Consider the following 20,844-nt stretch of genomic DNA (forward strand, 5'->3'; position numbering starts at 1 on the left):
ATGAGCACCTCGGCCTCCGCCCCTTCCTCCGCCGCCGGTCTGGCCGATCTGGCCGCCGCGCTGCCCGCCACCGAGCGCATGCCGGTGTTGTTCCTGGGGCATGGCAGCCCCATGAACGCGATCGAGGACAACACCTGGCGCCGCAGCTGGCAGGCCCTGGGCCAGGAACTGCGCGCGCGGGGCACGCAGCCCAGCCTGATCCTCTGCATCTCGGCCCATTGGCTGACCCCCGGCTGGCAGCTGACCGCCATGAGCCAGCCGCCGACCATCCACGACTTCGGTGGCTTTCCACAGGCCCTGTTCGGCCAGCAGTACCCGGCGCCGGGTTCGCCAACCATGGCGCGCGCCATCAGCGCCGCGGTGCGGCAGCCGGACTCCGGCCGTGCGCTGGACCTGGACGAGCGCGAATGGGGCCTGGACCACGGCACGTGGTCGGTGCTCAAGCCCATGTTCCCGGAGGCGAAGATCCCGGTCATCCAGCTCAGCATGGACTACCGCCGGCCCGCCGCCGAGCACTTCGCGGTCGGCCGCCAGCTGGCGCAGCTGCGCGAGCGGGGTGTGCTGATCGTGGGCAGCGGCAACATCGTTCACAACCTGCGCACCATGCGGCGCGATGCGGCCGACAACCAGGCCTACGAGTGGGCGATCGAGTTCGACCGCATCACGGCCGAGCATCTCGCGCAGGGGCGGCTGGAAGCGCTCAACGACTTCCAGCAACTGGGGGCCGTGGCGCAGATGGCGCACCCGAGCTGGGAGCACTACCTGCCGCTGCTGTACACGGCGGGTGCCGTGACCGACAAGGAGGAACCGCGCTTCTTCAACGACGGTTTCCAGGGCGCATCGATCTCCATGCGCTCGGTCGTCTGGAGCTAGACAGGCTCACCCCGCGCCGGGCCTTCAGCCCGTCACCCCTTCCAGCGGCAACACCAGCGGCCCGGCGAAGCCGGTTCCGCGGTGTTCTGGAACGGGAGCGCTCAGACCACCTTGGCGATGGCCTGGCAGACGTAGTCGATGTTCTTGCTGTTGAGCGCGGCCACGCACATGCGGCCGGTGTCGGTGCCGTAGACGCCGAACTCGCTGCGCAGGCGCACCATCTGGTCCTTGGTCAGGCCGGAGTAGCTGAACATGCCGATCTGGCTGGTGATGAAGCCCATGTCCTGCTTCACGCCGGCGGCCTTGAGGCCGTCCACCAGCTTCTGGCGCATGGCTTTGATGCGCACGCGCATCTCGCCGAGTTCCTTTTCCCACAGGGCGCGCAGCTCGGGGTTGTTCAGGACGGCGGCCACCACCGCGCCACCGTGGATGGGCGGGTTGGAGTAGTTGGTGCGGATCACGATCTTGAGTTGCGACAGCACGCGCGAGGCTTCCTCGGCGTTTTCGCACAGCACCGACAGGGCGCCCACGCGCTCGCCGTAGAGGCTGAAGCTCTTGGAAAACGAGGTCGAGACGAAGAAGGTCAGGCCAGCGGCGACAAACTTGCCGATGACCGCGCCGTCTTCGGCAATGCCGTGGCCAAAGCCCTGGTAGGCCATGTCCAGGAAGGGCGTGAGGCCGCGGGCCTTGACGGTGGCGATGACCTGGTCCCATTGGGCCGGGGTGATGTCGTAGCCGGTCGGGTTGTGGCAGCAGGCGTGCAGCACGGCGATGGTGCCGGGCTGCGCGGCGTTCAGGCTGGCCAGCATGCCGTCGAAGTTGACGCCGCGCTTGTCGGCGTCGTAGTAGGCGTAGCTGTCGACCGTGAAACCGGCGTTGGTGAACAGGGCGCGGTGGTTTTCCCAGCTCGGGTCGCTGATCAGGACCTTGGCGTTCGGGTTGAGGCGCTTGAGGAAGTCGGCGCCGATCTTGAGGCCCCCGGTGCCGCCGATGGCTTGCACCGTGGCCACGCGGCCGGATTTCACCGGCTCCGAATCGCTGCCGAACACCAGGCTCTTGACGGCCGCGTCGTAGGCCGCGATGCCGTCGATGGGCAGGTAGCCGCGCGCGGCGGGCTTGTCCATCATGGTCTTCTCGGCCGCCTGCACGCATTGCAGCAGCGGCAGCTTGCCGTTGTCGTCGAAGTAGACACCGACGCCGAGGTTGACTTTGTTGGGGTTGGTGTCGGCGGCAAACTGTTCGTTCAGACCCAGAATCGGGTCGCGCGGCGCCATTTCGACGGCGGAGAAGAGGGACATGCTGGGTTTCCTGGGTTGAGGTCGGGAGCAACCGGCATTTTAGCGGCCGGGCGTGTTGCGTTCCTGATGCCAAATGGCGTGCCCGTCGCGGCCTTCGCATGCATGTTTTCGCCACAAGCGTGCGCTTCCTCATGACAGAGGAGGGTTTGGGTATTCGTTACCGTTTACAAGCGTTCCATTGCCGCATGTCTGCGGTATATTCAAAAGGGCGTTAACTTTTATTAACATTTCACCGTTCCATGGAGGAAATGGGTCATGCGAAAACATACTTCCGGTCTCGTTCGTGTTCTCGCCATTGGCGCCGCTGCAACCGCGTTGTTGGTGGGTGTCAGTGGCTGCGCGAGCAACAGCAACCTGCCGGCCGCGCCGGTGGTGGCCAGCACCGCCAACTACAACTACCTGGTGGGACCGGGCGACACGCTGAACATCACCGTGTGGCGCAACCCCGAGCTTTCGCTGACGGTGCCCGTGCGCCCCGATGGCAAGGTGTCCGCGCCGCTGGTCGACGAACTCGTCGCGCAGGGCAAGACGTCCTCCGAAATCGCCCGCGATGTCGAGAAGGCGCTGGGCAAGTTCGTGCGTGATCCCGTCGTGACGGTGATCGTCACCAACTTCGTCGGTCCCTACAGCGAGCAGATTCGCGTGGTGGGTGAAGCCACCAAGCCGCAGTTCCTGCCCTACAAGCAGAAGATGACGGTCATGGACGTGATGATCGCGGTGGGCGGGCTGACCGACTTCGCTGACGGCAACAAGGCCACCATCGTGCGCGCCGCTGAGAGCAACAAGCGCTACAGCGTGCGGCTGCAGGACCTGGTCAAGCGCGGCGACATTTCCGCCAACGTGGAAATGCTGCCCGGCGACATTCTCATCATCCCGCAGGGCTGGTTCTAAGGCCGCCGTCCGGTCGGCCTCGGGGTTGGTCGGGCGACCAGCCAGTTCCTCGCTGTTCTGCTGTCACACACAGATTTCTGCATGCATGATCTCCTGAACCAAATCTCCACCACCCTGCGGGGCATGTGGAAATACCGCCGACTCGGGGTGCTGATCGCCTGGATCGTGGCCGCTGTGGGTGCCGCTGGCGTGTTGATGATCCCCGATCGCTACGAGGCGACGTCGCGGGTGTACGTCGACACCCAGTCGATCCTGCGCCCTCTCATGACCGGTCTGGCGATCCAGCCCGATGTGGAGCAGCAGGTCGCCATGCTCAGCCGCACGCTGATCAACCGCCCGACGGTGGAAAAGCTCATGCAGATGGCCCAGCTGGAAACCGCGGGCCAGACCAAGGCGCAGCGCGATGCCCTGGTGGACAACCTGTTCAAGTCGCTCGCCATCCGCTCGACGGGGCGCGACAACCTCTACACCCTGTCGTACCGCGACGAGAACCCCGAGCGTTCGCTGCAGGTGGTCAAGTCGCTGCTGACGATCTTTGTCGAGTCGGGCAAGGGCGCCGCCGGCACCGATTCCGACAACGCCCGCAAGTTCATCGAAGAACAGATCAAGAACTACGAGAACAAGCTGTCCGAAGCCGAATCCCGCCTGAAGGATTTCCGCCTGCGCAACCTGGAGATGCAAGGGCAGGGAGGTCTCGATGTGGCTGGCCGCATGGCCGAGATGCTGAGCACGCTCAGCCAGGCCCGCCTGGAACTGCGCGAAGCCGAGAGCGCCCGCGAGGCCGCGCGCAAGCAGCTGGAGCAGGCCCGCGCCATGGCGCGCACCGCGCCCGACACCTCGTCGCTGAACCTGGCCACGCCCGACCTGGATTCCCGCATCGATGCGCTCAAGCGCAGCCTGGACGCCCTGCTGCAACGCTTCACGGACCAGCACCCGGACGTGCTCAACACGCGCCGCCTGATCAAGGAACTGGAAGACCAGAAGCGCCGCGAGATCGCCGAAATGCGCCGCGCCGCCGCGGCCTCGCCCACGTCGCCGGTGGTGGAGAACAACCCGGCCATCGTGGAAATCACACGCACGCTGGCCTCGGCCGAAGTGCAGGTGGCGTCCCTGCGCGCCCGTGTCGGTGAATACGAAGGCCGCTCGGCCCGCCTGCGCGAGCAGCTCAAGGTGGCGCCGCAGATGGAAGCCGAGCTGGCCCAGCTCAACCGCGACTACGAAATCCACCGCAAGAACTACCAGGACCTGGTGTCGCGCCGCGAGACCGTGTTGATGAGCGGCGAACTGGAAAGCACCTCCAACCTGGCCGACTTCCGCGTGGTCGAACCGCCGCAGGTCTCGCGCCGCCCGGTGGCGCCCAACCGGGCCCTGCTGTTGCCCGTGGCCCTGCTGGCCGCGCTGGCCGCAGGTGTTGGCGTGACCTTCCTGGTCAGTCAGCTGCGCCCGGTGTTCTTCGATGCCTCGGCCTTGCGCGGTGCCACCGAGCTGCCCCTGCTGGGGGTGGTGACCCTGGTCAAGAACGACGCCATGCGCCGGCGCGAATCCCGAAGCCTGCGGCGTTTCCTGCTGGCCATCATGGCCTTGGTCGTGTTGTTCCTCATCGGTATGGTGACCTTGTCGTACCGATCGAGCCTTTGAAGGTGATCTGAAAACATGTCCAGCTTGATTGAAAAAGCAGCCCAACGGCTTGAGCAACTGCGACAGGCCGGCGCCGACATGCCGGCGGTGCCCGATGCCGCCGCGGCGCCCGCCAGCCCACCTGAAACCGCAGCGCCTGTGGCCGCTGCCGCCAAGCCTGCGCCCGTCGTGATGAAAGAGGCCGCCAAGACCGTCTCCAAGAGCGTGCGCCTCGATCTGGCCGGGCTCACGGAGGCGGGCTTCGTCACGCCGAACGCGCCGCGCGCCGCCATCGCCGACCAGTACCGCGTCATCAAACGCCCCCTGATCGCCAATGCCACCGGCAAGGGGGCCTCGGTCGTGCAGCATGGCAACCGCATCATGGTGACCAGCGCCATGCCCGGCGAAGGCAAGAGCTTCACCGCCATCAACCTGGCGATGAGCATCGCCATGGAACTGGACTACACGGTCCTGCTGGTCGATGCCGACGTGTCCCGCCCGTCGATCATGAAAACGCTGGGGCTGCCGCCCGGCCCCGGCCTGCTGGACCTGCTGACGAACAAGCAGATGGAGATGTCCGACACGCTGCTGCGCACCAACGTGGACAAGCTCAGTCTGCTGCCCAGCGGCACGCCGCATCCGCGCGCCACGGAGCTGCTGGCCAGCGACGCGATGACCGACCTCATCGAAGAGATGGGTCACCGCTACCCCGACCGCATCATCATTTTCGATTCGCCACCCCTGCTGCTGACCACCGAGTCGCGCGTGCTGGCCACGCACATGGGCCAGATCGTGGTGGTGGTGCAGGCCGAGAAGACCCTGCAGTCCCAGGTCCGGCACGCACTGACGACGATCGAGTCGTGCCCGATCAAGCTGATGGTGCTCAACCAGGTGCACGGCGGCGATCAGGATGCCTATGGGTACGGCTACGGCTACGGGCATGGGGCGTCTAGTGACGCCCCGGTCTCAGAGACCACGCCGGCTTGAATCGGTTCACGGAGGTTTCCCAGTGACACATCGATCATCCCGCCGGCCCACATCGTTCCCGGTGGCCACGCTGGTGCAGGCCTTGTCGGGCCTGCTCGTGCTGTCGCTGCATGCCCAGGTGAGGGCGCAGGAAGTCGGTCCCGCAGGGGATCTGGTGGAGGTGGAGACGCCGGTGGCGCCGCCCCCCGCCATCTGGGTGACGCCCCGCATCTCCGTGAGCCAGGGCTTTTCCAACAACGGCGATCTCTCCACGCAGAACCGCCAGAACGAGCAGATCACCGAAATCAGCCCGGGCATTGGCGTGGTGGTCAACAAGCCGCGCCTCAAAGGCTTCTTCGACTACTCGCTGCGCGGCATCTACGACGCGCGCAACACGGTGCAGGACAACATCCAGCAGTCCCTGAACACCAATGGCACGTTCGAGGCCTGGGACAACCGCGCCTTCATCGATTTCTCCGGGATCATCGGCCAGCAGGCCATCTCGGCATTCGAGTCGCCGAGCATCGACGCCCTGGGCAACGACAACCTGTCGGAGACCTCGAGTTTCCGGTTCTCGCCCTACCTGCGCGGCAGCCTGATGGGTTCGGTGGACTACGAGCTGCGCTACGCCTACCAGACCACCCGCACCGACACGCGGCTGCGTTCCGACATCAGCTCCGAAGAGGGCCTGGCGCGGCTGTCGCGTCAGGTGACCGGGCAGTCGCTGGGCTGGACGCTCGAAGCGGGTCGCACGCAGCTCGACTACAGCTTCGGACAGCGGCAGACCATGGACGCGGTGAATGGCCGGCTGTTCTACGCGCTGAACCCGACGCTGACCCTGTCGGCGCTGCTCGGCGTGGAGTCCAACGACCTGCTGACCCCCGACATGAAGTCGTACCGCTCCACCGGGCTGGGGGTCGAATGGCGGCCCTCCGATCGCACGCGCGTCTTCGCCGAGCGGTCCAACCGCTATTTCGGCAATGGCCACAACGTCGAGGTCGAGTACCGCAGCCGGCGCGCGATCTGGCGCTATGTGGACACCCGCGACGTGGTCACCAGCCAGCTGGATGCCGCGGGTGCGTCCCAGGGTTCGCTCTATGGCCTGATTGACGCGCTGTCCAACGAGCCCGATCCAGTGCGGCGGGCGCAGCAGGTGAATGCCGAGCTGCAGCGCCTGGGCCTGCCGGCCGATTTCCAGCTCAACCCGGGCTTCCTCACCTCGTCGGCGTCGGTGCAACGCCTGCAGGAGCTTTCGCTGGGCCTGTTCGGTCCCCGCGATGCCTTTGTGGTGGCCGTGGCCCGCAACACGGGGCGCCGCCTCAATCCGGTGATCACGCTCAGCGACGACTTCAACATCGCCTCCGACATTGTCGAGAAGGCCTGGCGGGTCACCTATGCCCACCGCCTGACGCGGCTGACCTCGGCCAACGTGTCCTTCACGCGCCAGACGAACGAAGGCATCAACACCTCGTTCAGCAACACCCTCAAGACCTTGACGTTCGGCGTCAGCACGCGCCTGGCCGCCCGCACCAGCGGCAGCGTGCAGCTCCGGCGTTCGCTCTACAGCGGCACCTTCCCCTACAAGGAAACCGCCATCCTGGGCGTGGTCACCCACCGGTTCTGATACATGTACGAAGCCTATTACGGGTTGACCAGCAAACCCTTCCAACTCAATCCCGACCCGCGTTTCTATTACAGCAGCAAGCCGCACCGGCGCGCGCGCTCGTACCTGGTGTACGGCGTCATGCGCGGCGAAGGCTTCATCGTCATCACCGGTGAGGTAGGCGCCGGCAAGACCACCATCGTGCGCGACCTGCTCGACAGCCTGGAAAACGGCTCGGTGGTGGCGGCCCACCTGGTGAGCACCCAGCTGGGCGCCGAAGACGCGCTGAAACTGGTCTGCGCGGCCTTTGGCGTGCCCGTGCGCGGCACCGGCAAGGCCGACATGCTGATGGCGCTGGAGGCCTTCTTCATCACCCAGACGACCCAGGGCAAGCGCTGCCTGCTGATCGTGGACGAAGCGCAGAACCTGCAGCCGCTGGCGGTGGAAGAGCTGCGCATGCTGTCGAACTTCCAGTTCGGCGAGCAGGCCCTGCTGCAGACCTTCCTGGTCGGGCAACCCGAGTTCCGCACCATCCTGCAGGGCCCGGGCATGCTGCAGCTGCGCCAGCGCGTCACCGCGCGCTGCCACCTCGGCCCGCTGGACGAGGAGGACACCCGCGCCTACATCGAGCACCGGCTCAAGTGCGCCGGCGCGGTGGACAAGCCGGTCTTCGAGCCGGCGGTGTTCGCCGGCATCTTCCAGCACAGCGGTGGCATTCCGCGCCGCATCAACACCCTGTGCGACCGCCTGCTGCTGCAGGGCTACCTGTCCGAATCACCGACCCTGACGCTGGATGCGCTCAACGAGGTGGTCGCGGAGATGCACGCCGAGAGCGCGGTGCCCGCGCCGGACCACCAGGGCAGCGACGACCGCTGGGCCCACCTGCCCAAGGCAGGCGAGGGCGCCGAGCCCCGCCCTTCGCTGGTCGATGGCATCGGCCCTGAAGACCTCGACCTGGACCCGGGCGTGGTGGACGGCATCGGCGAAGAACTCACCCGCGTGACGGCCGAGCAGCTCAGCACCCGCCTGCTGCGCATGGAGCGCAGCGTGCTGCGCCAGGAGCGGGTGAGCCTGGAGATCCTCGGTGCCTTGAGGAAGATCGTCGCGGCCACCCGCAAGTCGCGCAACAACGGCAGCAACTGATCCCAAGGGGGTTCCCATGCCATCCAACGCACCCATCGAAAACGCCCTGACCATCGACGTCGAAGACTACTTCCAGGTCTCGGCCATGGCGCCCTACATCGACCGCGCCGATTGGGACCGCTGCGAGTGCCGGGTCGAACACAACATCGACCGCATCCTGCAGCTGCTCGCGGCGAAGAAGACCCACGCCACTTTCTTCACCCTGGGCTGGATCGCCGAGCGCTACCCCGACATGGTGCGCCGCATCGTGCGCGAAGGCCATGAACTCGCCAGCCATGGTTATGGGCACCAGCGGGTGAGCGACCTCACCGAGGCCGAGTTCTTCGACGACATCACGCGCTCCAAGGGCCTGCTGGAAGACCTGGGCGGCCAAGCCGTCTGGGGCTATCGGGCGCCGAGCTTCTCCATCGGTGCGAAGAACCTGTGGGCGCTCGACACCCTGCAGCGCGCGGGCTACCGCTACAGCTCCAGCATCTACCCCGTCAAGCACGACCACTACGGCATGCCCGATGCACCGCGCTTCGCCTACGAGACGCCCGGCGGCATGATGGAAGTGCCGCCGACCACGCTGCGCATGTTCAACCGCAACCTGCCGTCCAGCGGCGGCGGTTATTTCCGCCTCATGCCCTATGCGCTCTCGCGCTGGATGCTGCAGCAGGTGAACAGGCAGGACGAGCAATCCGCCATCTTCTACTTCCACCCCTGGGAGATCGACCCCGGGCAACCGCGCGTGGCCGGCATCGACCTCAAGACCCGCTTTCGCCACTACGTCAACATCGGCCGCACGGAACAGCGCCTCGCGCGCCTGCTGGACGATTTCCAGTGGGGCCGCATGGACCAGATCTTCATCGGCGAGCGCAAAGAGGTGCCCGTTGTCTGAGCCCTCGCCACTCCGCATCCACCGCCTCGACAGCGCCCAAGCCGATCTCGTCGCCCGCTGGGACGCCTTCGTCCTGGCGCAGCCCCAGGCCACGTTCTTCCACCGCGCGGGCTGGCAGACGGTCATCCGCGACGTCTTCCGCCACGACACCTACTTTCTCTACGCCGAGTCCGCTGGCGAGATCCAGGGCGTGCTGCCGCTGGCCCATGTCAACAGCCGCCTGTTCGGCAACGCGCTGACCGGCCTGCCGTTCGCGGTGTACGGCGGCGTGGCCGCCGCGACCCCCGAGGCCGCCGCCGCGCTCGAAGCCGAGGCCCAGCGCCTGGCCGTCGAGCTCGGCACCGACCACCTGGAGCTGCGCCACATCGAGCGCCGCCACACCGACTGGCCGGTGCAGGAGCTTTACGTCACCTTCCGCAAGGCCATCCTGCCCAAGGAAGAGGACAACATGCTGGCCATCCCGCGCAAGCAGCGCGCGATGGTGCGCAAGGGCATCAAGAACGGCCTGACCTCGCACATCGACCCGACCGTCGACCGCTTCTTCGCCCTGTACGCCGACAACGTGCACCGCCACGGCACGCCGGCCATGCCCAAGCGCTACTTCCAGACCCTGCTCAAGACCTTCGGCGCCGACGCCGAGGTGCTCACCGTGTGCTCGGCCGAAGGCACGCCGCTGTCCAGCGTGCTCAGCTTCTACTTCCGCGACGAGGTGCTGCCGTACTACGCGGGCGACGACGAGGCCGCCCGCGATCTGGCCGCCAACGACTTCAAGTACTGGGAGCTCATGCGCCTGGCCTGCGCGCGCGGGCTCAAGGTGTTCGACTACGGGCGCAGCAAGGAAGGCACTGGCCCTTACGCGTTCAAGAAGAACTGGGGCTTCGAGCCCACGCCGCTGAACTACGAGTACCGCCTGTACAAGCGCGAGGGCATTCCGCAGAACAACCCGGCCAACGCCAAGTACAAGCTGCTGATCGCCACCTGGCGGCGCCTGCCCATTGGCGTGGCCAATTGGCTGGGCCCGTTCATCGTGCGCAATCTGGGCTGAGCGACGCCACCTTGACGCACCATGGCCAACCTGCTGTACCTCGTTCACCGCCTTCCGTATCCGCCCAACAAGGGCGACAAGGTGCGCTCGTACCACCTGTTGCGCCACCTATTGCAGAAGCACCGCGTGTTCCTGGGCACCTTCATCGACGACCCCGACGACGAGCAGCACCTGCCCACGCTGAAGGCCTTGTGCCCGGACCTGCACGTCGAGCGCATCGCGCCGCGCCGGGCCAAGCTGATGAGCGCCACCGGCCTGCTGCGCGGCGAGGCGCTGACGCTGGCCTACTACCGCAATGCCGGGATGCGGCGCTGGGTCGAGCAGGTGGCCCAGGCCCATGAACTGCAGGCCAGCGTGGTGTTCTCGGGCGCCATGGCGCAGTACGCGCAGCCGCTGGCGCCGGCCGTGCCCATGCTGGTCGATTTCGTCGACGTGGATTCGGCCAAGTGGACGCAGTACGCCCCCGCGCACCGCTGGCCGATGTCGGCCGTGTACCGGCGCGAAGGCGAACGCCTGCTGGCCTACGAACGCGAGGTGGCCTCGCAGGCCCGCCGCTCCTTCTTCGTCACGCCGAACGAGACCGCGCTGTTTCTCTCGCACGCGCCCGAGGCCCAGGGCCATGTGCAGTCCCTCAGCAACGGCGTGGAAGCCGATTTCTTCGCCCCCGATCCCGCGCGCGCCAACCCGTTCGCGGCGAACGAGCAGGCGATCGTGTTCACCGGTGCCATGGACTACTGGCCCAACATCGATGGTGTGAGCTGGTTCGTCTCGGACATGCTGCCGCGCCTGCGCGCGCACTGGCCGCGGGCGCGCTTCTACATCGTGGGCCGCAGTCCTTCGCCGCAGGTGCAGGCCCTGGCCGGCCAGCATGTGGTGGTCACCGGCACCGTGCCCGACGTGCGGCCCTACCTGCAGCACGCCGCCGCGGTCGTGGCGCCGCTGCGTGTGGCGCGCGGCATCCAGAACAAGATCCTCGAAGCCATGGCCATGGAGCAGGCGGTGATCACCGTGCCTTCCTGCGCCGAAGCCATCGGCGCCAGCAGCGCGCAGGGTTTGCTGCGCGCCGAGGATGCCGACGGCTTCCTGCAGGCGCTGCAGCAACTGCTCGATGCGCCGCCAGCCCAGGCCGCCGCGCTCGGCCGCGAGGCCCGCCGCTTCGTGCTGCAAGGCTTCAGCTGGCAGGCCCACCTGAGCGGCATCGACGCCTGCCTGGACGACCCCCACCACCTCAACGCCACCGTTCAGGAGGCCCACTGACATGTGCGGCATTTCCGGCCTGTTCGACACCCAGGGTCTGCGCAGCTACGACCGCGCGCTGGTGTCCCGCATCAACGACATCCAGGCCCACCGCGGCCCGGACGAGGACGACCTGCACCTCGAACCCGGCCTGGCGCTGGGCCACCGGCGCCTGTCGGTGATCGACCTGGCCACGGGCCAGCAGCCGCAGTTCAACGCCGACGCCAGCGTGGGCATCGTCTTCAACGGCGAGATCTACAACTTCCAGGAACTCGTGCCCGAGCTCAAGGCCCTGGGCTGCGTGTTCCGCACGCGCAGCGACACCGAGGTGATCGTGCACGCCTGGTCGGCCTGGGGCACGGCCTGCGTGCACCGCCTGCGTGGCATGTTCGCCTTCGCCATCTGGGACCGCGCGCAGCAGTCCTTGTTCCTCGCGCGCGACCGCATGGGCGTCAAGCCCATGCACTACGCCTGGCTGCCCGACGGCAGTTTCATCTTCGGCTCCGAACTCAAGGTGATCACGGCCCACCCGGGCTTCGTGCGCGAGATCGATCCGAAGGCGGTGGAAGACTATTTCTCGTTCGGCTACGTCCCCGACCCGCGTTGCATCTACCGCAATGCCCACAAGCTGCCGGCGGCGCACACGCTGCTGCTGCGCCGGGGTGAAGCCGACCAGCCCGCGCCCGTGCCGTACTGGGACGTGCAGTTCACCAACGACAACCCGATCGAGCAGGCCGATGCCGAGGTCGAGCTGCGCGATCGCGTGCGCGAGTCCGTCAAGCTGCGCCTGATCGCCGACGTGCCGCTGGGTGCCTTCCTCTCGGGCGGGGTCGATTCCAGCGCCGTGGTCGCGACCATGGCCGGCCTGTCCGACACGCCGGTGCAGACCTGCGCGATCGGTTTCGACGACCCGCGCTTCAACGAGTCCGAGTTCGCCCAGCAGGTCGCCGACCGCTACCAGACCGACCACCGGCTGGAGATTGTCAAGAGCGACGACTTCGACCTGATCGACACCCTGGCGTGGCTGTACGACGAACCCTACGCCGACAGCTCCGCCATCCCGACCTACCGCGTCTGCGAGATGGCGCGCAAGCACGTCACCGTGGCGCTCTCGGGCGACGGCGGCGACGAAAGCCTGGGCGGCTACCGGCGCTACCGCATGCACCTGGGCGAGGAGCGCGTGCGCAACCGACTGCCGCACGGCCTGCGCCAGTCGGTGTTCGGCACGCTGGGCCGGCTCTACCCCAAGGCCGACTGGGCGCCGCGCATGTTCCGCGCCAAGACCACCTTCCAGGCCATGGCCATGGACAGCGTGCAGGCCTACCACCACAGCATGTCGCACCTGCGCGCCGACCAGCGCGCGCGCCTGTTCTCGCCCGCGTTCCAGCGCGAACTGGGTGGCTACAACGCCATCGAGGTGTTCCGCGAGCACGCCCAGCGCGCGCAGACCGACGACCCGCTCGCGCTGATCCAGTACCTGGACTACAAGACCTGGCTGGTCGGTGACATCAACACCAAGGTGGACCGTGCCGCCATGGCGCACTCGCTGGAGGTGCGCGAACCCCTGATGGACCACCAGCTCATCGAGTGGCTGGCCACGCTGCCCAGCGATCTGAAGATCCAGGGCGGGGAGGGCAAGGCGGTGTTCAAGAAGGCTTTCGAGCCGCTGCTGCCGCACGACGTGCTGTACCGGCCCAAGATGGGCTTCTCGGTGCCCCTGGCGAAGTGGCTGCGCGGGCCGTTGGCGCAGCGCATGCGCGAATCGGTGCTGAGCCCGCGCATGCTGGACTCGGGCTACTTCAATGCCACCGTGCTCGAGCGCATGGTGAAAGAGCACCTGAGCGGCCAGTCCGACCATTCCACGCCCTTGTGGATGCTGATCATGTTCGATGCGTTCCTGCGACAGAACGAGAAGCGCGCGCCCGCCGTCTGACGGGCCAAGAATTCATTTCCAGGAGGATGTTTGTGAGCAACAAGAAGAAGGTGCTGCTGGTCGGCGCCGGCAATATCGCCAAGACCCACGCGGCCGCGCTGCGCGAGATCCCGGGTGTGGAGCTGTACGGCGTGTTCGACGTGAACGCCGCCACCGCCCAGGGCCTGGCCAAGGAATTCGGCGCGGGCCGCGTGTTCAACTCGATCGATGAAGCCGCCGCCTCGGACGCCGACACCGTGCACGTGCTGACGCCGCCGGACTTCCACCTGTCTTCCGCCATGCCCTTCGTGGCTGCGGGCAAGACCGTGCTGCTGGAAAAACCGGTGGGCGTGAGCACCGCCGAATGCGAGCAGCTGCGCGAGGCCGCCAACCACGCCGGCGCCGTGATCGGCGTGAACCAGAACCTGGTGTTCAACCCCGCCTACGTGCAGCTCAAGGAAGCCATCGCGTCGGGCCGCCTGGGCAAGCCGCGCTACCTCGACTACGTGTACGAAGTGCCGCTGCGCCAGCTGGCCGCGCGCCAGTTCGGCCATTGGATGTTCCGCAAGCCGCTCAACATTCTGCTGGAGCAGGCGGTGCATCCGCTGTCGCAGGTGCTCGACCTCGCCGGTTCGGTGCGCGAGCTCTCGGTGCTGGCCGAGGACCCGGTGGAAATCTCGCCCGGCGTCGGCCTTCACAACGCCTGTCAAGTGTCGCTGCGCTGCGAGCGCATGCCCGCCCACATGCGCTTCCATGTGGGCGCCGAGTTCACCGTGTGCCGCATGACCGTGGTCTGCGACGACGGCGTGGCGGTGGCCGACATGTTCGCCAACCAGTTCCACACCCTGGAACGCACGGCCTACATGGAACCGGTGGATGCGTGGCTCTCGGCGCGCGCCACGGGCAGGCAGGTGAAGTCGCAAGGCTTTTCGGTGCTGCGCGACTACGTCATGGCCACGGCCAAGCTCAAGCCGCGCTCCGATGCGTTCTACCTGGGCATGAAGGGCAGCCTGCGGGCCTTCTACCAGGAGCTGCAGAGCCAGGGCAAGCCCCGCATCGACCTCGACTTCGGTGCCGAGCTGGTCTCGGTCTGCGAGCAGATGGCCGCGGCCTTCAAGCCCTTGCCCGCGCGCGCCACGCCGGTGGCCGAGCCTGCGCCCACGGGTGACCTGGTCGTGGTGCTGGGCGGCACCGGTTTCATCGGCTCGCACACCGTGGCGGCTTTGCTGGGCCAGGGCCACCGCGTGCGCGTGATGGCGCGCGGCGTGAGCAACCTGCAGCCGGTGTTCTACCGTCCCGGCGTCGAGATCGTGCGCGGCGACGTGAAGAACAAGGCCGACCTGGAGCGCGCGATCGCCGGCGCGCCCTACGTGATCAACCTCGCGCACGGTGGCGGTGGCGCGAACTTCGAGGCCATCCGCGCCGCGATGGTGGACTCCGCCGTGATGGTGGCCGAGGTGTGCCGCGCGGCCGGTGTGCAGCGCATGGTGCACGTGGGCTCCATCGCCAGCCTGTTCCTGGGCGATGCGGGCGAGACCATCACCGGCGCCACGCCGCCGGACCCCCGGCCCGAGACGCGCGCCGACTACGCGCGCGCCAAGGCCCTGGCCGACCAGGCCTTGATGGACATCCATCAGAAGACCGGCTTCCCCATCGTGCTGATGCGCCCCGGCCTCGTGGTGGGCGCGGGCACCTCGCCCTTCCACAGCGGCCTGGGCTTCTTCAACAACGACCAGTACTGCGTCGGCTGGAACGGCGGCGAGAACCCCTTGCCCTGGGTTCTGGTGGGCGACTGCGCCTCGGCCATCGTGGCCGGCGTGACCGCGCCTGCCGCGCCGGGCCGGGCGTACAACCTGGTCGGTGACGTGCGCCCGAGCGCGCGTCAGTACCTGGCCGACCTGTCGCGCACCATCGGCCGTCCGCTGAAGTTCGTGCCGTCTTCCCCCACCGGTCTGTGGCTGGTGGAGATGGGCAAGTGGCTGATCAAGCGCGTGACCGGCCGCGCCGTGGCCCGACCGTTCAAGCGCGACCTGATGTCGCGCGGCCTGCTGGCCAACATCGACTGCAGCAACGCCAAACAGGACCTGGGCTGGCAGCCGGTGGGCGATGCCGCCACCTTCCACCGCCAGGCCATGGCCGTGCACGCCGGAGAAGGTTCTGCATGAGCGAGGGCGCACGCCCCCCGCGCGTGCTGCTGCACGCCTTCTCGACCTTCAAGCTGGGCGGGCCGCAGGCGCGCTTCGTGCAACTGGCCAATGCCCTCGGGCCGGGCTACCGCCACCTCATCGTGGCGATGGACAACTGTTTCGACGCCGGTGAGCGGCTCGATCCGGCGGTGAACTGGGCGCCGATGCGGCTCGAGGTGGTCAAGGGCGGGGCGCTGGCCAACCGGGGCGCCTTTCGCGCCTTGCTGCAGCGCCTGAAACCCGACCTGCTGCTGTCCTACAACTGGGGCGCCATCGAATGGGCGGCGGCCAACCTGCCGCGCGTGGTGCCGCACGTGCACGTGGAAGACGGCTTCGGCCCCGAAGAGGCGGCCCGGCAACTGCCGCGCCGCGTCTGGATGCGGCGCGTGCTGCTGGGCTGGAACCGCGTCTCGGTGGTGGTGGCCTCGCGCAACCTGGAGCGTTTGGCCACGGGCGTGTGGAAGCTGCCGGCGCGCCGGGTCACCTTCATCCCCAACGGCGTGGACATTCCCGCGGCGGCGCGCGCGGTGTCGGCGGAAGAAGGCCGGCCGGTGTGCATCGGCACGGTGGCCGGGCTTCGGCCGGAGAAAAACATCGCCCGCCTCATCCGCGCCTTCGCCGACGTGCGGGCCCGGCGTGCCGCCCGCCTCATCGTGGTCGGCGACGGCGCGCAGCGCGGCGAGCTGGAAGCGCTGGCGCAGCAGCTTGGCGTCGCCGCCGAGGTGGAATTCACCGGCTACCTCAAGGACCCGTCCGCGCGCCTGACGGACTTCGATCTGTTCGCCCTGTCGTCGGACACCGAGCAACTGCCGATCGCGCTGCTCGAAGCCATGGCGGTGGGCATGCCCGTGGTGGCCACGCGCGTGGGCGACGTGGGTGACATCCTCTCGGACGTGTCGCCCGACACCCTCTGCGAGCCGCAGGACGGCGCGTTCGCCGCCGCCCTGTCGCGCGCCCTGGACCAGCAGCCCCTGTGGCCGGCGTGGGCCCGGGCCGGCCGCGAGAAGGTGCAGGCCTCGTACGCCAAAGCCCTGATGACCGCCCAATGGAAGCGGGTCTTCGATGGCCAACTTCACCGATCCTCTGCGGCGGCCTGAGGCCGTTCGACCCATGAAAATTCTGTACCACCACCGCACGGCATCGAAAGACGGCCAGGCCGTGCACATCGAAGAGATGATCGAGGCCTTGCGCAGCGAGGGGCATGAGGTGCGCGTGGTCAGTCCGGGTGGCGACGAGCCCGAAGGCAGTGCGCCAGGGCAGGGCGGCAATGGCCAGATGGGCAGCGACATGGGCTGGGTGCACCGCCTCAAGGCCCTGATGCCCAAGGCCTTGTACGAACTCATGGAGCTGGCTTACAGCGTGCTGGCCTACCGCAAGCTGATGAAGGCCGCGAAAGACTTCCGGCCCGACGTCATCTACGAGCGCTACAACCTCTTCCTGCTCAGCGGCCTGATGGCCAAGAAGCGGCTCGGCATTCCCCTGCTGCTGGAGGTGAACGCGCCGCTGGTGTTCGAACGCTCGCAGCACAGTGGTGGCCTGGCCCTGCAGGCGCTGGCCCGCTGGGCCGAGGGCGTGGCCTGGCGCGGCGCGGACTGCGTGCTGCCCGTGACCAATGTGCTGGCCGACCACGTGCGCGCCCGCGGCGTGCCCGACTCGCGCATCCAGGTCATTCCCAACGGCATCAACCGCGCGCATTTCGCCCAGGCCCCGACCCAGGAGACCGCCAAGGCCCACCTCGGCCTGCAGGGCCGCCTGGTGCTGGGCTTCACCGGCTTCGTGCGCGACTGGCATGGCGTGGACCGCATCGTCGACTGGATGGCGTCCCCGCAGGCGCCGTCCCACACCCACCTGCTGGTGGTGGGGGACGGCCCGGTGCGCGAAGCGCTCGAGCAGCAGGCCCGGCGCCTGGGCCTGGCCGACCGCGTGACCTTCACCGGCGTGATCCACCGCGACCGGGTGCCCGCGCACGTGGCCGCCTTCGACGTCGCCCTGCAGCCCGCCGTGACGCCCTATGCCTCGCCCCTGAAGCTGATGGAATACCTGGTGCTGGGCAAGGCCGTCGTGGCGCCCGCCACCCCCAACCTGCAGGAAGTGCTGACCCACGAGGACAACGCCCTGTTGTTCGACGAGGCCTCGCCCACCGGCATGCAGGACGCCCTGACCCGGCTCTGCACCGACGACAGCCTGCGCGAGCGGCTGGCCGTCGCGGCGCACGACACCATCGAGCGCCTCGGCCTCACCTGGACGGGCAACGCCCGGCGGGTGGTGGCGCTGTCGACCTCCCTGGCCCAGGCTTCCCCGACGAGGTGAACCATGACGACGCGAAGCACCGACCCTCTTTCGAGCAAGGCGGCCCTGGGCGGCCTGTTGCTGGTGCTGCTGGTCGCGTTCGGCTTGCGCTTCATGGCGATCCGGGCCGATGGGGGCCTCTGGTACGACGAGATCTTCGGGGCCAGCTACGTCAACCTGAATCCGCTGGACGTGGTGGTCGCGGTGATGCGCTTCGACATCCATCCGCCGCTGTACTACCTCCAGCTCAACGCCTGGGGCGTGTTCTCGAAACAGGACACCTGGCTGCTCCTGAACTCGGTGTTCTGGAGCCTGGCGTCGATCGGGGTGGTCTACCTCGGCGTGGCCGCGCGGGCCGGCCGCCGCGCCGCGCTGCTGGCCGCGGCCTTCACGGCGCTGCTGGGCAGCGAGATCTACTACGCCTCCGACCTGCGCATGTACGCCATGCTGGGCTGCAACGTGCTGCTGCTCTGGTACTGCGTCGATCAGTGGCTGCTGCACGGGCGGCGCGGCCACTGGTGGGCCATGTGCCTGCTGGTGCTCTCGCTGTCCATGCTGCACAGCATCGCGTTCATCGCGGTGGGGTCGGTGCTGTGCTACACGCTGATCCGCTGCTGGGTGGCCGGCGAGCGCCACCGCCTCAAGCCCCTGCTGTGGTTCATCGGGATTTCGGGCGTGTTGCTGCTGCCCTGGCTGGCCAACGCCAGCTTCCGCTCCGTGTCGCACACCCGCATGCCGAGTTTCGACAACGTGGCCCAGACGATCGGCGGCTGGCTGCTGGGCTACTTCCCCGGGGCGACGACCACGCAGTACGCGGTGGCCGCCGCCCTGGTGCTGGCCCTGGTGCTCTACCTGCTGGTGTTCGGCTCGGCCTACGTGAGGGCCTGTGTGGTCTCGTTCGTGGTGCTGCCGGTGCTGGTGGTGGGCGTCATCTCGCTGGTGCTGCGGCCCATCTGGCTGGACCGCACGCTGGCCTACACCGCGCCTTTCCTCGCCGTGGCGCTGGCAGTGCACCTGCACGAGCGCCTGCGGCCGGACGCACGCCTGCGGGTTTGGGGCTCTGTGCTGGTGGTGGCCTTTCTGGCTTTCGTGGTGGCCTATGGCGCCGGCTGGGAGCGGCTGCAGACCCCGCGCAAGATGGACTTCCACCAGGTCGCCCGGCACATCGCGCAGCACAACACCGAGCGCCGCGACATCTACGTGCCCTCCAACGTGCGCTACTGGGCCACGGCCCGCTATCTCCAGGGGCCAGGCTGGGGCAGCCTGCTGGCCATCCAGGACCCGGCGAAGATCGACGACTCCGACACCTGGCGCCGGATCTACCAGAAGCTGGGCGACACCTGGCTGGAGCGGCTGCACCTGAAAGGCGCGGCGCGTTTCATCGACACGCCCCATGGACGGCTGTGGATCGGCCACAGCCCGCTGCCCGACGAGGTGGTGGCGCGCGGCTACTACCTGGTGGGCGACAACAACGACCGCGACAAGGCCCAGCCCTGCCCGCAGGGGCGCGAGACGTCCCGGAAAAGTTTTGAAGGTGTGATGGTGTTCGAATGCAAAAATCCTTGAAGCCCCTTCGCATCCTGCTGTTCTCCAGCCTGTACCCGAGCGAGGTGCGGCCCATCCACGGCATCTTCGTCGAGACACGCCTGCGCGAGCTGCTGAAAACCGGGCAGGTCCAGGCCAAGGTGGTGGCGCCAGTGCCCTGGTTCCCGCTGAAGTCGCCTCGCTTCGGTGAATACGCCCAGTTCGCGGCCACGCCTCGCCTGGAGCAGCGCAACGGACTGGAAGTGCACCACCCGCGTTACCTGCTGCTGCCCAAGGTCGGCATGAATCTGGCGCCCTACACCATGGCCCTGGGGGCTCTGGCCACGGTGCGGCGCCTGCAGAAGCAGGGCTTCGATTTCGACCTGATCGACGCCCACTACTACTACCCCGATGGGGTGGCCGCCGGGCTGCTGGCGCGCTGGCTGAAAAAGCCGTTCGTCGTGACCGCGCGCGGCACCGACCTGAACCTCATTCCCGAGTACCCCTTTCCCCGCAAGCTCATCCTCCAGACCGCCCAACAGGCGCAGGCTTCCATCGGCGTGTGCCGTGCGCTCATGGATTCGCTCGCCGCCCTCGGCGCTGAGCCGGGCAAGCTCAACACCTTGCGCAACGGCGTCGACCTCGAGCGCTTCACCCCCGAGCCGCGCGAGGCCGCGAGGCAGCGCCTGGGACTGGATGTGCAGGGGCCGTACCTGCTGTCGGTGGGCCACCTGATCGAGCGCAAGGGCCACCACATCGCGATCGAGGCGCTGCCCGCCATGCCGGGCGTGACCTTGCTGGTGGCCGGGGGCGGGCCGGAGCAGGGCGCCTTGAAGGCGCTGGCGGCCCGCCTGGGCGTGAGCGATCGCGTGCGCTGGGTGGGCCTGGTGCCGCAGACCGAACTCAAGTGGTGGTACAGCGCGGCCGATGCGCTGGCCCTGTGTTCCAGCCGCGAAGGCTGGGCCAATGTGCTGCTGGAGGCCATGGCCTGTGGCACGCCCGTGATCGCCACCAACATCTGGGGCACGCCCGAGGTGGTCAGCCAGCACGCTGCCGGCCTGCTGATGGCGCGCCGTGACGGGCCGGCCCTGGCCGAGGCCTGGGAGCAGCTGATGGGCGACCTGCCCACGCGCGCGGCCACGCGCGCGCACGCCGAAACCTTTTCCTGGGATTCCACCACCCAGGGGCAGCTCGACATCTTCAGGAGATTCGCATGACCGAAGGCTTGCTGCTGTTGGCCGAACTGGTGCTGCTCGCGCTGCTCCTGCTGGCGGTGCTGCGCAAGGCCCGCGATCCGAAGGCACCCGACATGGGCTTCTTCTCCTACGAGGAGCTCACCGATGACGCACCGCCCGCGCCGAAGAAAAGGAACTAGGAACCG

Annotated in this window: 17 protein-coding genes; 16 read left to right on the forward strand and 1 reads right to left on the reverse strand. The window is 67.9% G+C overall.

From position 1 onward, the window contains the following. Entirely contained in the window at positions 1-873 is an 873-nt protein-coding gene (gene ygiD, locus ACODTB_RS07105) for a 4,5-DOPA-extradiol-dioxygenase (RefSeq protein ID WP_488929190.1), read from the forward strand. Positions 874-974: 101 nt separating this feature from the next. On the opposite strand, the gene ACODTB_RS07110 is transcribed toward ygiD, so the two are convergent. Beyond that, on the reverse strand, positions 975-2,171 hold the full coding sequence (locus ACODTB_RS07110) for an amino acid aminotransferase (RefSeq protein ID WP_291116676.1): 1,197 nt from the start codon (positions 2,169-2,171) through the stop codon (positions 975-977). 255 nt (positions 2,172-2,426) lie between these two features. Here ACODTB_RS07110 and ACODTB_RS07115 point away from each other — a divergent pair, with 255 nt between their 5' ends. From ACODTB_RS07115 to ACODTB_RS07185, 15 genes are all read left to right on the forward strand, one after another. Further along, a complete protein-coding gene (locus ACODTB_RS07115) occupies positions 2,427-3,062 on the forward strand; it encodes an XrtA/PEP-CTERM system exopolysaccharide export protein (protein ID WP_291116680.1) in 636 nt (211 codons plus the stop codon). An 81-nt stretch (positions 3,063-3,143) separates the two neighbouring features. After that, positions 3,144-4,700, forward strand: a complete 1,557-nt coding sequence (locus ACODTB_RS07120; RefSeq protein WP_291116683.1) for an XrtA system polysaccharide chain length determinant — start codon at positions 3,144-3,146, stop codon at positions 4,698-4,700. A gap of 15 nt (positions 4,701-4,715) precedes the next feature. Continuing rightward, entirely contained in the window at positions 4,716-5,666 is a 951-nt protein-coding gene (locus ACODTB_RS07125) for an XrtA-associated tyrosine autokinase (protein ID WP_291116686.1), read from the forward strand. A gap of 22 nt (positions 5,667-5,688) precedes the next feature. Further along, positions 5,689-7,269: a TIGR03016 family PEP-CTERM system-associated outer membrane protein gene (locus tag ACODTB_RS07130; protein ID WP_291116689.1), complete on the forward strand. Its 1,581-nt coding sequence runs from the start codon at positions 5,689-5,691 to the stop codon at positions 7,267-7,269. 3 nt (positions 7,270-7,272) lie between these two features. After that, positions 7,273-8,391 carry an XrtA/PEP-CTERM system-associated ATPase gene (locus ACODTB_RS07135; protein ID WP_291116691.1) on the forward strand — a complete coding sequence of 373 codons (1,119 nt, stop codon included), beginning with the start codon at positions 7,273-7,275 and terminating at the stop codon, positions 8,389-8,391. A 16-nt stretch (positions 8,392-8,407) separates the two neighbouring features. Next, the gene (locus tag ACODTB_RS07140; protein ID WP_291116693.1) at positions 8,408-9,271 is read left to right on the forward strand and encodes an XrtA system polysaccharide deacetylase; all 864 of its coding nucleotides are present in this window, start codon (positions 8,408-8,410) and stop codon (positions 9,269-9,271) included. Continuing rightward, positions 9,264-10,316, forward strand: coding sequence for a FemAB family XrtA/PEP-CTERM system-associated protein (locus tag ACODTB_RS07145; protein ID WP_291116696.1), 1,053 nt, complete (start codon positions 9,264-9,266; stop codon positions 10,314-10,316). Before ACODTB_RS07140 ends, ACODTB_RS07145 begins: the two co-directional genes overlap by 8 nt. A 21-nt stretch (positions 10,317-10,337) precedes the next feature. Beyond that, positions 10,338-11,573, forward strand: coding sequence for a TIGR03087 family PEP-CTERM/XrtA system glycosyltransferase (locus tag ACODTB_RS07150; RefSeq protein WP_291116698.1), 1,236 nt, complete (start codon positions 10,338-10,340; stop codon positions 11,571-11,573). A 1-nt stretch (position 11,574) separates the two neighbouring features. Next, complete coding sequence (locus ACODTB_RS07155; RefSeq protein ID WP_291116701.1) at positions 11,575-13,485, forward strand: XrtA/PEP-CTERM system amidotransferase; 1,911 nt, start codon at positions 11,575-11,577, stop codon at positions 13,483-13,485. 32 nt (positions 13,486-13,517) lie between these two features. After that, complete coding sequence (locus ACODTB_RS07160; protein WP_291116704.1) at positions 13,518-15,629, forward strand: NAD-dependent epimerase/dehydratase family protein; 2,112 nt, start codon at positions 13,518-13,520, stop codon at positions 15,627-15,629. Next, a complete protein-coding gene (locus tag ACODTB_RS07165; RefSeq protein ID WP_291116707.1) occupies positions 15,626-16,747 on the forward strand; it encodes a glycosyltransferase in 1,122 nt (373 codons plus the stop codon). The genes ACODTB_RS07160 and ACODTB_RS07165 overlap by 4 nt, the downstream gene beginning before the upstream one ends. 13 nt (positions 16,748-16,760) lie before the next feature. Further along, positions 16,761-17,960: a glycosyltransferase family 4 protein gene (locus ACODTB_RS07170; protein WP_291116710.1), complete on the forward strand. Its 1,200-nt coding sequence runs from the start codon at positions 16,761-16,763 to the stop codon at positions 17,958-17,960. 3 nt (positions 17,961-17,963) lie between these two features. Beyond that, entirely contained in the window at positions 17,964-19,505 is a 1,542-nt protein-coding gene (locus ACODTB_RS07175) for a hypothetical protein (protein WP_291116712.1), read from the forward strand. Further along, a complete protein-coding gene (locus tag ACODTB_RS07180; RefSeq protein WP_488929191.1) occupies positions 19,502-20,680 on the forward strand; it encodes a glycosyltransferase family 4 protein in 1,179 nt (392 codons plus the stop codon). The genes ACODTB_RS07175 and ACODTB_RS07180 overlap by 4 nt, the downstream gene beginning before the upstream one ends. Further along, positions 20,677-20,838 carry a hypothetical protein gene (locus ACODTB_RS07185; RefSeq protein ID WP_291116718.1) on the forward strand — a complete coding sequence of 54 codons (162 nt, stop codon included), beginning with the start codon at positions 20,677-20,679 and terminating at the stop codon, positions 20,836-20,838. Before ACODTB_RS07180 ends, ACODTB_RS07185 begins: the two co-directional genes overlap by 4 nt. Positions 20,839-20,844: the final 6 nt, after the last annotated feature.

The organism is Hydrogenophaga sp. FG152, from assembly GCF_057809615.1.